The sequence below is a fragment of the Streptomyces sp. NPDC127119 genome (genome assembly GCF_042677425.1).
Lineage (GTDB): Bacteria > Actinomycetota > Actinomycetes > Streptomycetales > Streptomycetaceae > Streptomyces.
Window position 1 is genome coordinate 46,935 of sequence record NZ_JBHXTO010000009.1, and the last position, 12,254, is coordinate 59,188.

A 12,254-nucleotide genomic window follows, 5' to 3' on the forward strand; every position below is an offset into this window, starting at 1 on the left:
GGGCGGTCACCTTCCGGGGTGGCCGCCCTTCGGCGTTCCCGGGCCGGCCGGTGCCTCCGCGCGGTGCCTGGAATTCCTGACATGAGTGGTGCGGGAACCTGTGCCCGTATTGCCGCGTTGGAGCATGATGGAGATCCGTGGAGACCCAGTCGTCGGGGGAGGTGCTCACGTGTCGTATCCGTCGCCGTGGCAGCCGGGGCAGGGGCAGGGGTGGAATCAGCCGCGTCCCTGGCCGGAGCAGCAGGCCGCCGGCCATTCGATGCTCGCGTCCACCGCCGACCGGGAGCGGGCCGTGGACGTGCTCAGAGCCGGTTTCGGCGAGGGGCGGATGCAGCAGCCCGAGTTCGAGAAGCGGGTGGCGCGGGCCTACGCGGCCCGTACGGTGGGTGAGCTGGCCCTGCTGGTGTCCGACCTCCCGCAGGGACCCGTACCGCTTCCTGCGGTCTCTGGGCCCGTGCCACGGACGTTCCTGCCCGTCTCCGTGCCGCCGAAGACGAACGAGAAGGCCGTCGGGGCGGCGATCTGCGGGGTGCTCTGTCTGGTGACCGTCGGGCTCACCGGGATTCCGGCGGTGATCCTGGGCCACAGCGCCCGCTCCGAGATGCGGCACACGGGCGAGGGTGGCGAAGGTCTCGCGCTCACGGGGCTGGTCTTCGGCTGGCTGTCCACCGTGGGCTGGGCACTGCTGGTGACCTTGCTGTTCGTCGCCGTGGTGACGTCCTGACGAAGATCGTGAAGAGGGCTGCGGCTTGGCATGGTCCGCTCAGTGATGCTAGTGCGGTCCATTTGTTTTGACCGCAGCCTATGAGGTAGGTACGCTCAGACCTTGTGCCTGGGGTGTGCCCTGGCTCCCGTGCGTGCCTTCAACCGCACTAGGGGAGTCATCACCGGCCACCGCAATCTGCGCCCCTCCCGCTTCGCGGCGGGAATCTGCAGTGTTCGACACACCCGACCGCGTGGGTCGGCGGTGTTCCAGGTTAGCTTCACCATTCGGCACACAGAAACCGGAGAAGTAGTGCCTACGATCCAGCAGCTGGTCCGGAAGGGCCGGCAGGACAAGGTCGAGAAGAACAAGACGCCCGCACTCGAGGGTTCGCCCCAGCGTCGCGGCGTCTGCACGCGTGTGTTCACGACCACCCCGAAGAAGCCGAACTCGGCCCTGCGTAAGGTCGCGCGTGTGCGTCTGACCAGCGGGATCGAGGTCACTGCTTACATTCCGGGTGAGGGACACAACCTGCAGGAGCACTCGATCGTGCTCGTGCGCGGCGGCCGTGTGAAGGACCTGCCCGGTGTTCGCTACAAGATCATCCGCGGTTCTCTCGACACCCAGGGTGTCAAGAACCGCAAGCAGGCCCGCAGCCGCTACGGCGCCAAGAAGGAGAAGTAGAAATGCCTCGTAAGGGCCCCGCCCCGAAGCGCCCGGTCATCATCGACCCGGTCTACGGTTCCCCTCTGGTGACCTCCCTGATCAACAAGGTGCTGCTGAACGGCAAGCGCTCCACCGCCGAGCGCATCGTGTACGGCGCCATGGAGGGCCTGCGCGAGAAGACCGGCAACGACCCGGTCATCACGCTCAAGCGCGCTCTGGAGAACATCAAGCCGACGCTTGAGGTCAAGTCCCGCCGAGTCGGCGGTGCGACGTACCAGGTCCCGATCGAGGTCAAGCCCGGTCGCGCCAGCACGCTCGCGCTGCGGTGGCTCGTCGGTTACTCCCGCGCCCGTCGCGAGAAGACCATGACCGAGCGTCTGCTCAACGAGCTTCTCGACGCCTCCAACGGCCTTGGTGCCGCTGTGAAGAAGCGCGAGGACACCCACAAGATGGCCGAGTCCAACAAGGCCTTCGCGCACTACCGCTGGTAGTCGCTACCCCCATCGAGACCGAGAGAAGACCGAAGCCTTATGGCTACCACTTCACTTGACCTGGCCAAGGTCCGCAACATCGGGATCATGGCTCACATCGACGCGGGCAAGACGACCACCACCGAGCGGATCCTCTTCTACACCGGCGTCAGCTACAAGATCGGTGAAGTCCACGACGGCGCCGCCACCATGGACTGGATGGAGCAGGAGCAGGAGCGTGGCATCACGATCACCTCTGCTGCCACCACCTGTCACTGGCCGCTTGAGGACAACGACTACACCATCAACATCATCGACACCCCCGGGCACGTGGACTTCACGGTCGAGGTGGAGCGTTCGCTCCGCGTCCTCGACGGTGCCGTCACGGTGTTCGACGGTGTCGCGGGCGTTGAGCCGCAGTCCGAGACGGTGTGGCGTCAGGCCGACCGCTACGGCGTGCCGCGCATCTGCTTCGTGAACAAGCTCGACCGGACCGGCGCGGAGTTCCACCGCTGCGTCGACATGATCAGCGGCCGCCTCGGCGCGCAGCCGATCGTCATGCAGCTCCCCATCGGTGCCGAGGCCGACTTCAAGGGTGTCGTCGACCTGGTCACCATGAAGGCGCTCGTGTGGTCCGCCGAGGCGGAGAAGGGCGAGATGTACGACGTCGTCGACATCCCGGCCACGCACGCCGAGGCTGCCGAGGAGTACCGCGGCAAGCTCGTCGAGACGGTCGCCGAGAACGACGACGAGATCATGGAGCTGTACCTGGAGGGCAAGGAGCCTTCCGTGGAGCAGCTGTACGCCGCGATCCGCCGCATCACCATCGCGTCCGGCAAGTCCGAGGGCACCACGGTCACCCCGGTGTTCTGTGGCACCGCGTTCAAGAACAAGGGCGTCCAGCCCCTGCTCGACGCGGTCGTGCGCTACCTGCCGACCCCGCTTGACGTCGAGGCCATCGAGGGCCACGACGTGAAGGACCCCGAGGTCGTCATCAAGCGCAAGCCGTCCGTGGACGAGCCGCTGTCCGCCCTCGCGTTCAAGATCATGAGCGACCCGCACCTGGGCAAGCTCACCTTCGTCCGGGTCTACTCGGGCCGCCTGGTGTCCGGCACTGCCGTGCTGAACTCCGTCAAGGGCAAGAAGGAGCGCATCGGCAAGATCTACCGCATGCACGCGAACAAGCGTGAGGAGATCGAGGCGGTGGGCGCCGGCGACATCGTCGCCGTGATGGGTCTGAAGCAGACCACCACCGGTGAGACGCTCTCCGACGACAAGAACCCGGTCATCCTGGAGTCCATGGACTTCCCGGCGCCGGTCATTCAGGTCGCCATCGAGCCCAAGTCCAAGGGTGACCAGGAGAAGCTGGGTGTAGCCATCCAGCGTCTCGCGGAGGAGGACCCCTCCTTCCAGGTTCACTCGGACGAGGAGACCGGCCAGACCATCATCGGTGGTATGGGCGAGCTGCACCTTGAGGTGCTGGTCGACCGTATGCGCCGTGAGTTCAAGGTTGAGGCCAACGTCGGTAAGCCGCAGGTCGCCTACCGTGAGACGATCCGCAAGGCCGTCGAGCGCGTGGACTACACCCACAAGAAGCAGACCGGTGGTACCGGTCAGTTCGCCAAGGTGCAGATCGCGATCGAGCCCATCACCGAGGCCGACGGCCCGGCGTACGAGTTCGTGAACAAGGTGACCGGTGGCCGTATCCCGCGGGAGTACATCCCGTCGGTGGACGCCGGTGCGCAGGAGGCCATGCAGTTCGGCATCCTCGCCGGGTACGAGATGACGGGTGTCCGCATCACGCTTCTCGACGGTGCCTACCACGAGGTCGACTCCTCCGAGCTGGCGTTCAAGATCGCCGGTTCGCAGGCCTTCAAGGAGGCTGCCCGCAAGGCCAGCCCCGTGCTCCTTGAGCCGATGATGGCCGTCGAGGTCACCACGCCCGAGGACTACATGGGCGAGGTCATCGGCGACATCAACTCCCGCCGTGGCCAGATCCAGGCCATGGAGGAGCGTGCCGGTGCCCGCGTCGTGAAGGGCCTCGTGCCCCTCTCGGAGATGTTCGGCTACGTCGGCGACCTCCGCAGCAAGACCTCGGGTCGCGCAAGCTACTCGATGCAGTTCGACTCCTACGCCGAGGTTCCCCGGAACGTCGCCGAGGAGATCATCGCGAAGGCCAAGGGCGAGTAACACACACCGTTTACACGCTTTAGGCTTGACACCGACCGCCCGGGTCGCGAACCGGCAGGGGACGAGAAATCGTCCCGGACCGGCGAGGACCTCGGCGGGCGGCATCCCAGCAAAGATCACCCTGGCGCCGATGAGTAAGGCGTACCAGAACCACTCCGCAGGAGGATTCAGTGGCGAAGGCAAAGTTCGAGCGGACTAAGCCGCACGTCAACATCGGCACCATCGGTCACATCGACCACGGTAAGACGACCCTCACGGCCGCCATTACCAAGGTGCTGCACGACGCGTACCCGGACCTGAACGAGGCCTCGGCCTTCGACCAGATCGACAAGGCTCCCGAAGAGCGCCAGCGCGGTATCACGATCTCGATCGCGCACGTCGAGTACCAGACCGAGACGCGTCACTACGCCCACGTCGACTGCCCCGGTCACGCGGACTACATCAAGAACATGATCACGGGTGCGGCGCAGATGGACGGCGCCATCCTCGTCGTCGCCGCGACGGACGGCCCGATGCCGCAGACCAAGGAGCACGTGCTCCTGGCCCGCCAGGTCGGCGTTCCGTACATCGTCGTCGCCCTGAACAAGGCCGACATGGTGGACGACGAGGAGATCCTGGAGCTCGTCGAGCTCGAGGTCCGTGAGCTCCTCTCCGAGTACGAGTTCCCGGGCGACGACCTTCCGGTCGTCAAGGTCTCGGCGCTCAAGGCTCTTGAGGGCGACGCCGAGTGGGGCAAGTCCGTCCTCGACCTGATGAAGGCCGTCGACGAGTCGATCCCGCAGCCCGAGCGTGACGTCGACAAGCCGTTCCTGATGCCGATCGAGGACGTCTTCACGATCACCGGTCGTGGCACCGTCGTCACCGGTCGTATCGAGCGTGGTGTCCTCAAGGTCAACGAGACCGTCGACATCGTCGGCATCAAGACCGAGAAGACCACCACCACGGTCACCGGCATCGAGATGTTCCGCAAGCTGCTCGACGAGGGCCAGGCCGGTGAGAACGTCGGTCTGCTCCTCCGTGGCATCAAGCGCGAGGACGTCGAGCGCGGCCAGGTCATCATCAAGCCGGGCTCGGTCACGCCCCACACCTCGTTCGAGGCGCAGGCGTACATCCTGTCCAAGGACGAGGGCGGCCGTCACACGCCGTTCTTCAACAACTACCGTCCCCAGTTCTACTTCCGCACGACGGACGTGACTGGTGTGGTGACCCTTCCCGAGGGCACCGAGATGGTCATGCCGGGCGACAACACTGAGATGACCGTTGAGCTCATCCAGCCCGTCGCCATGGAGGAGGGCCTCAAGTTCGCCATCCGTGAGGGTGGCCGGACCGTCGGCGCCGGCCAGGTCACCAAGATCAACAAGTAGTCTCGGCTGCTGGTTGGGCTTGAACGCCTGGTAGCTCCGCAGAGAACGCAGAGCTCCTGAAGGGGCCCGTACGACTTCGGTCGTGCGGGCCCCTTTGCTGTGCCCGGCTCCGCGGTGCCCGGCGGGGGCGTGGTGTGCGCGTCGAAATGATTCGTCACGAAAGTGTTCGGTGGTGACGACCCGTTCCCCTCAGGGGTCACTCCCGTCACCGTTTGTCATACCGCTGAGCGCATTCGGGATGGCAGGACGACAGGACGACAGGACGAGACCTTCGAGGGGTGAGGCATGTCCGGAGGAGTCAGCCGCAGAGCCGTTCTGGGAGCGGGGGCCGCGCTGCCCGCGCTGTCGGGGCTGTCCGGAGCCGCGTGGGCGCAGGACGCGTCACCGACCTCGCCGAACCCGGGCGCGTACATCTCCTTCTCGCCGGAGCCCGGGGCCTTTCGGCTCGTCGGCGCCCCGGTCGTGGTCGGTGAGGACGATCATCCCGGGGTCGTACGGGTGGCGGGGGACCTGCGGGACGACATCGAGCGGGTCACGGGGGTGCGGCCGGGGGACTCGGTCGCACGCGAGGTGGTCCTGGTGGGGACGGTCGGGCGCAGTGCGCTCATCGACGGGCTGGTCGCGGCCGGGAAGCTCGACGTCGACGGGATCCGCGGCAGCTGGGAGACCTCGCTGCAGACCGTGGTCGAACGGCCGATGCCCGGGGTGGAGCGGGCGTTCGTGATCGCCGGCAGCGACCAGCGCGGCACGATCTTCGGGGCGTACGACGTCTCGTACGGGATCGGGGTCTCGCCCTGGTACTGGTGGGACGACGTGCGGCCGGTGCGGCGGAGCGAGGTGTACGTGCGGCGCGGGCGCTTCAGCCAGGGCACGCCGGCCGTGAAGTACCGGGGTGTCTTCGTCAACGACGAGAATCCGGCGCTGGGGACCTGGGCGCCCGGGTACTTCGGGCCGGGGAAGACTCCCGGTCACCCCGGCGGCTTCACCGCGGACTTCTACGCGAAGGTCTTCGAGGTGCTGCTGCGGCTGAAGGCGAACTATCTGTGGCCGGCGGTGTGGGGGCGGGCGTTCGCGGAGGACGACCCGGAGAACCACGCGCGGGCTTCGGCGTACGGGATTGTCATGGGCACGTCTCATGAGGCGCCGATGATGCGGGGCATCGAGGAGTGGAACCGGCATGCCGTGCCGGCCGTGCGCGACAGCGCGGGGAACATCGTGACGCCGGGGCGGGACCCGTACGGCGGCACCGGAGAGTGGTCGTTCCGGCGGAACGCGGAGGCCGTCAAGGCGTACTGGCGTGACGGCATCGAGCGGATGGTCGGCCAGGACTTCGAGGGGGTCGTCACCCTCGGCATGCGGGGCAACGGCGACACCAGCCTGCCGGACGGCGACGGCATCGAGCTGATGCGGGAGATCATCGCGACGCAGCGGGCGATCATCGAGGACGTCACCGGCCGGCCCGCCGCCGAGACCCCGCAGGTCTGGACGCTCTACAAGGAGGTCCAGCGGTACTGGGACCGCGGACTGCGGGCGCCGGACGACGTGACCGTCGTACTGACGGACGACAACTGGGGCAACATCCGCAAGCATCCCGATCCGGCGGAGGGGATGCGGGACGGCGGTTACGGCCTCTACTACCACTTCGACTATGTGGGCGTCGGCCGCAACTACAAGTGGGTGGACACCACCTCGCTGCCGAACCTGTGGGACCAGCTCCATCAGGCCGCCGCGTACGGGAACCGGGAGCTGTGGGTCACGAACGTCGGCGATCTGAAGGGCAACGAGCTGCCGACGGAGTTCTTCCTCGACTACGCGTGGGACCCGGGGCGATGGCCGCTGGAGCGGCTGGGGGAGTGGGAACGGCGGTACGCGCGGCAGAACTTCGGTGAGGCGCACGGGCAGACGGCGGCGATCGCGTCCGTGCTCGCGGCGTACGGGCGGCTCCAGGCGCGGCGCAAGCCCGAACTGCTGAACCGCCGGATCACGCTGGTGGACGGGCGGGTCGTGTACGACGACCAGGAGACGCCGTTCCACTTCGGCCACCGTGAACTGGAGGGGGTCACGCAGGAGTGGCGGCGGCTGGGCGAGGAGGCGGCGCGGATCGGCCGACGGCTGCCGGCCGCGGACCAGGACGCGTGGTTCGAGCTGGTCGGGTACGAGGTGGCGGCGACGGCCAACCTGTACGGGCTGCGGGCGGCGGAGTTCACGAACCTGCTGTACGCCGGGCAGGGCCGGGCCGCGACGAACGGCCTCGCGGCCGAGGCGGAGGCGGGGCTCGCCCGGGACCTCGCGCTCGCCGAACGCTTCAACGCGCGGGTGGCGGGCGGCAAATGGCGGGGCTTCCAGACCCAGCCGCACATCGGGTACGGGGATGTGGAGCGCTACGGCCCGAACGCGCCCTGGCAGCAGCCCGAGCGGGACAACGTGGCACTGCCGGACGAGATCTTCCCGGCGGTACGGCGGATCGAGGTGCCGGCGGGGGCGGGGATGGGGGTGGCTGTGGACGGGGTGGAGGGGTGGTGGCCGGGGGGAGGCGGCACGGGCGCGGCTTCGGATTCGGGTGCGGGTTCTGCTGTGTTGCCGGCCTTCAGTCCGTACCAGACGCGGCCCGACCAGTACATCGAGGTGTTCAACCGGGGGCGTACGGCCTTCGACTACCGGATCACGCCGTCCGTGCCGTGGCTCGTGGTCGACCGGCCGCGGGGGCGGGTCCAGGAGCAGATACGGGCCGTGCTGACGGTGGACTGGGAGAAGGCTCCGCGGGGGCGGACGGAGGCGTCGGTGACCGTGGAGGGGGCGGGGGAGGTGGTCGAGGTCGGGGTGATCGCGGAGCAGCCGTCGGTCCGTGTGGCGCGCGGGCTGCGGGGCTTCGTGGAGGCGGGCGGATATGTCGCCGTCGACGCCGAGCACTTCGCGCGCTCGGTGGGGGCGTGGCGGCGTATCGACGGGATCGGGCGTACGGGGGCGGGGGTGACGCCGTGGCCGGTGACGGCTCCCGGATGGACCCCGTCCCCGGGGAGTTCGTCACCGCGGCTGGAGTACGAGGTGAGTCTGCTGTCGGCAGGGGTGGTGACCGTGTGGGCGTACCTGTCGCCGCGGAATCCGGCGTTGGCGACGGGCGCCGGGCTGCGGTACGGGATCTCGTTCGACGGGGACGCGCCGCAGATCGTCGACATCCACGCGGCGACCGGGGCCGACGACGGGCTGATGAACATGGAGTGGGCCCGCAACACATCGGACAACGTCAACCGCACGTCTTCGCGCCACATGATCAGGGCGGCGGGGGTGCACCGGTTGAAGTTCTGGGCGGTCGATCCGACGGTGGTGGTGCAGCGGTTGGTGATCGACACGGGTGGGTTGACGCCGACGTATCTGGGGCCGCGGGAGAGTGGGCGCGTGCCTTGAGCCCGCCTGTCAGGGCTGGTGGCCGTGGTCCTTGATCGACTGCTCGATCGTGTAGGCGGTCGTGGTGAACGCCTCGATCTGTTCCGCCGTCAGCTCGCGGACGGAGATCTCCTCCAGTGTCCGCCACATGTCGGTGATGGGGGCGCGCAGGGCGCGGCCGGCGTCGGTCAGGCGGACGACCAGGACGCGCCGGTCGTGGGCGGACGGCTCCCGGGTGAGGAGCCCGGCCTCCTGCATGCGGCGCAGCGACTTCGAGACGGTGGAGTGGTCGAGGCCGACGCCTTCCAGGAGTTCGGACTGGGTCTGCTCGTCGCGGTCGAAGAGCTGCATCAGGAGCAGTTCCTGCCCGGGATGCAGGTTCATGGCGCGGAGCATGGTGGCGGCGTGGCCGCGGTGGGTGCGGGCCAGCACGAAGACGGCGTAGCTGAGGCTTCCGTCGCGTGCCGCGGTCGGGGGGGTGGGGTTGGTCATTGGTGTTCCTTGGGTGCGGGTCGGTGGGGGTGGGCCCAAAGGATTGCGCAGTTCCCCGCGCCCCTTGGTTGTCCGGGGGTGCGGGTTCGGTGGGGGGTGGCCTACAGGATTGCGCAGTTCCCCGCGCCCCTGGGTGGGTGGGGCTGGCGTTGGGTTGTGGGGTGTGGGTCGGTGGGGGCTGGTCGCGCAGTTCCCCGCGCCCCTGCGGGTGGGGGTGGGGGTGTGAGGTTTGGCTGCGGGTTGGTGGGGGCTTGTCCCAGGCCCTGTAAGGGGCGCGGGGAACTGCGCGGCCCGCCCCCACCGGGCCCGCACCCGAAATCCAAGGGTGCGTTGCCCTCGTGGGTGTCGCTGCACCGGAGGGTCAGGCGACTGTGAGGACCAGTTTTCCGCGGCCGTGGCCGCCGTCGCTGACCTCTTGCGCCTTGGCCGCGTCGGCGAGCGGGTACGTCGTGCCGACCGTGACGGTCAGGTCGCCGTCGGCGGCCTGGCGGGCAAGTTCCGCGAGGCGGGTGGCCGAGCGGCGCTGGGGGCCCTCGGCGAAGACGATGCCCAGTTCGCGGGCCCGGAAGTCGGCCGTGGTGACGACCCGGTCGGTACCGCCGCGCAGGGTGATGGAGTCCTCCAGCGCGCCCTTGCCCGCGGCGTCGAAGACCGCGTCCACGCCGTTCGGGGCGAGCGCGCGGACCCGCTCGACCAGGCCGTCCCCGTAGACGAGTGCGGTGGCGCCGAGCGAGGTGACGTACTCCTGGTTGTTCGGGCCGGCGGTGCCGATGACGTGGGCGCCGCGGGCGACGGCGAGTTGCACGGCGATGGTGCCGAGGGCGCCGGACGCGCCGTGGATCAGCAGCGTCTCGCCGGCCTTGACGTCGAGGAGGTCCAGGACCCGCTCGGCGCCGTCGCTCGCCACGGGCAGTGCGGCTGCCTGCGTCCAGTCCAGGGCGGCGGGCTTGGGGGCGAGGACGGTCGCGTCGGCCAGCGCGTACTGGGCGTAGGAGCCGGTGTCGGACCAGCCCAGTACCTCGTCGCCGACCTTGAAGGTGTCGACGCCTTCGCCGAGGGCGTCGATGATTCCGGCGATCTCGCCGCCGGGGACCGCGGGCAGGGTGGTGGGGAAGATGGCTTCCATGGTCCCGGAGCGGATCTTTCCGTCCACGGGGTTCACGCCCACGGCCCGGACCTGGACGCGGACCTGGCCGGGCCCCGGCTGGGGCACCTCGATCTCGGCCTCGTGCAGAACCTCGGTGCCGCCGAACGCGTCGAAAACGATGGCCTTCATGACTGATGTCTCCTTCGGTGAGCCGGTCTTGCGACCGCCGACCACATTTGTGTGGCCAGCCACATAAAAAGTAGCACCGATTATGTGGCTAGCCAAGTAGTTGGTGGAGGGGCGCTCTGGAGCCGGGGATGTCCCGGTGCTGCTGTCAGTCCGTGGCGGGGTATCGCGGCAGGTCGGCCGTCGAGATGGTCCACTCGGCGATCGTGACGTCCTCGCCGTAGAGGAAGTCCTTGCGGGTCGCGTAGCGGGGGCCGTCGGGGGTGGGGTGGATGTCGGAGAGGACGGCTCCTGTGCCGGTACGGGGGTCGAAGATCGCGTAGATGGGGATTCCGAGCAGCGGGTAATCGCGCGCCTTGCCGGCCCAGTCGTTCTCGGGATTGGAACGGGAGACCACTTCGATGGCGGCGATGAGCGTTCGGGAGTCGATGGAGCCCTCGACGTTGAGGTCGTCCCACGCGATCAGCATCACATCGGGGTGGCGCATGATGCCCTCTGGCTCGTCCTCCACATCTGGCGTGCCGGTGTGAGCCAGTAGCTCGTCCGGCATGACCTTCTCCAGACGGCGGCTGACGAGTGCTGCCGTCACCTCGTGGGGCCCTCCCGGCGACATCATGTCGTGAACGATTCCTTCCTTGGTGATCTCGAACTTCCCGGGGAGCGTGTCGTCCATCGACTCAAGGAATTCGCGCATTGCCTGGTAGCGGTGGTGAGCGCCGGGCCGTGTGTCGTCCGAGGCGATGGTCATGGCGCTCGCTCCTCGTGCTGGGTGCCGGGGGGTAAGGATCGTCCCCTTCATGCTAGGTGGCCTCCTGGGGATTGGATCGGCAGTCACGGCAGCGGTGTCCTGGTTCCTGTGAGCGGAAGGCGCGGTCGCAGCCGTCGCAGTTCCGCAGGGGGAAGGGGCGTTCGGACGGTGCGGTCCCGGCTGTCGCGATGGCGGGGAGCGGTGGTGGGAGCAGCTCCGTGAGGCGGTGGGCCAGGAGGCCGGCCGGATGACGGAACGGGCCCTCGGGCAGGCCTGCCGTCAGGGTCCGGCGTACGGCTTCGGGGGTGACGCCGCGGTCCAGCCAGGCGGTGACCGCGGGGGCGAGATGCTGCACGACTCGCTCGGGGAGGAGCAGGCGGGGGTCGTCGCGGTGCAGGCTCGCGAGGAGGGTGGCGGCCGGGTGGTGGAGGGGTGCGGGAGGGGGTGCGGCTGGTGGCGTGGCGGGCGGCGGAGTCTTGACGTCCGGTTGTACGGGGGTTGTGGCGGGCGCTGGCGCGGGCGCAGGTCTCGGCGGAGGAGTGGGGCGAGGGGTGGGGCGGGGCTCCCGGACCGGGATCTTGGTGGCCCCCGGCTGGTTGTACGACACCGTTCGGGTGACGAGATGCCCGCTCGGCAGGCGGTGGCGGGTGCGGGCCAGATATCCGTGGGCCTCCAACTCCCTTAGGGTCGACGCGATTCGCGTCTCGCCCTCGGGGAAGCGGTCCGTCAGCGTCCTGATGTCGACGCGGGCACCGGTGGGCAGCGACTGGATGTGGACGCCGAGCCCGATCGCGAGCCCCGACAGCTGCGGGTGCTGGGCGAGATGATTGCCGATCACCGTGAAGCGGGCGGTGTGGCGGACTTTGACGTGTGTGACGCCTCGCGGATGCTGGCGCGGAAGCCGGGACTGGGCGCACGGGGGCGCGCTAAAGTGCTGCGTATCCATCGGGAAGGTTCTCGCTTC

Annotated in this window: 10 protein-coding genes; 6 read left to right on the plus strand and 4 right to left on the minus strand. The window is 68.6% G+C overall.

Annotated features, from left to right (window positions below; translation table 11 throughout):
• Positions 1-169: 169 nt before the first annotated feature.
• The 6 genes from ACFVH5_RS06985 to ACFVH5_RS07010 all read left to right on the plus strand — a co-directional run bounded on the left by ACFVH5_RS06985 (position 170) and on the right by ACFVH5_RS07010 (position 8,798).
• Entirely contained in the window at positions 170-724 is a 555-nt protein-coding gene (locus ACFVH5_RS06985) for a DUF1707 and DUF4190 domain-containing protein (RefSeq protein WP_385832550.1), read from the plus strand.
• Between the two features lie 291 nt (positions 725-1,015).
• Positions 1,016-1,387 (plus strand): 30S ribosomal protein S12, encoded by a 372-nt coding sequence (gene rpsL, locus ACFVH5_RS06990; protein WP_003948652.1) that lies wholly within the window; start codon positions 1,016-1,018, stop codon positions 1,385-1,387.
• Positions 1,388-1,389: 2 nt separating this feature from the next.
• Positions 1,390-1,860: a 30S ribosomal protein S7 gene (gene rpsG / locus ACFVH5_RS06995; RefSeq protein WP_081218873.1), complete on the plus strand. Its 471-nt coding sequence runs from the start codon at positions 1,390-1,392 to the stop codon at positions 1,858-1,860.
• A 39-nt stretch (positions 1,861-1,899) separates the two neighbouring features.
• Positions 1,900-4,029: an elongation factor G gene (fusA, locus tag ACFVH5_RS07000; RefSeq protein ID WP_107020990.1), complete on the plus strand. Its 2,130-nt coding sequence runs from the start codon at positions 1,900-1,902 to the stop codon at positions 4,027-4,029.
• A 170-nt stretch (positions 4,030-4,199) separates the two neighbouring features.
• Positions 4,200-5,393: an elongation factor Tu gene (tuf, locus tag ACFVH5_RS07005; RefSeq protein ID WP_107020991.1), complete on the plus strand. Its 1,194-nt coding sequence runs from the start codon at positions 4,200-4,202 to the stop codon at positions 5,391-5,393.
• A 285-nt stretch (positions 5,394-5,678) separates the two neighbouring features.
• The gene (locus tag ACFVH5_RS07010; protein ID WP_385832551.1) at positions 5,679-8,798 is read left to right on the plus strand and encodes a glycosyl hydrolase 115 family protein; all 3,120 of its coding nucleotides are present in this window, start codon (positions 5,679-5,681) and stop codon (positions 8,796-8,798) included.
• Between the two features lie 9 nt (positions 8,799-8,807).
• Here the strand turns inward: ACFVH5_RS07010 and ACFVH5_RS07015 are convergent, their stop codons facing one another.
• From ACFVH5_RS07015 to ACFVH5_RS07030, 4 genes are all read right to left on the minus strand, one after another.
• Positions 8,808-9,269, minus strand: a complete 462-nt coding sequence (locus ACFVH5_RS07015) for a MarR family winged helix-turn-helix transcriptional regulator (RefSeq protein WP_385832552.1) — start codon at positions 9,267-9,269, stop codon at positions 8,808-8,810.
• A 361-nt stretch (positions 9,270-9,630) separates the two neighbouring features.
• A complete protein-coding gene (locus tag ACFVH5_RS07020) occupies positions 9,631-10,545 on the minus strand; it encodes an NADP-dependent oxidoreductase (protein ID WP_385832553.1) in 915 nt (304 codons plus the stop codon).
• A gap of 145 nt (positions 10,546-10,690) precedes the next feature.
• Entirely contained in the window at positions 10,691-11,290 is a 600-nt protein-coding gene (locus ACFVH5_RS07025; protein WP_385832554.1) for a Uma2 family endonuclease, read from the minus strand.
• 52 nt (positions 11,291-11,342) lie between these two features.
• Entirely contained in the window at positions 11,343-12,236 is an 894-nt protein-coding gene (locus tag ACFVH5_RS07030) for a helix-turn-helix domain-containing protein (protein ID WP_385832555.1), read from the minus strand.
• Positions 12,237-12,254 lie beyond the last annotated feature (18 nt).

Excerpts from the sequence above, each read along its gene's own strand:
- rpsG (WP_081218873.1), top strand. The coding sequence starts at position 1,390 with ATGCCTCGTAAGGGCCCCGCCCCGAAGCGCCCGGTCATCATCGACCCG.
- fusA (WP_107020990.1), top strand. The coding sequence starts at position 1,900 with ATGGCTACCACTTCACTTGACCTGGCCAAGGTCCGCAACATCGGGATC.
- ACFVH5_RS07010 (WP_385832551.1), top strand. The coding sequence starts at position 5,679 with ATGTCCGGAGGAGTCAGCCGCAGAGCCGTTCTGGGAGCGGGGGCCGCG.
- ACFVH5_RS07015 (WP_385832552.1), bottom strand. The coding sequence starts at position 9,269 with ATGACCAACCCCACCCCCCCGACCGCGGCACGCGACGGAAGCCTCAGC.
- ACFVH5_RS07020 (WP_385832553.1), bottom strand. The coding sequence starts at position 10,545 with ATGAAGGCCATCGTTTTCGACGCGTTCGGCGGCACCGAGGTTCTGCAC.
- ACFVH5_RS07025 (WP_385832554.1), bottom strand. The coding sequence starts at position 11,290 with ATGACCATCGCCTCGGACGACACACGGCCCGGCGCTCACCACCGCTAC.
- ACFVH5_RS07030 (WP_385832555.1), bottom strand. The coding sequence starts at position 12,236 with ATGGATACGCAGCACTTTAGCGCGCCCCCGTGCGCCCAGTCCCGGCTT.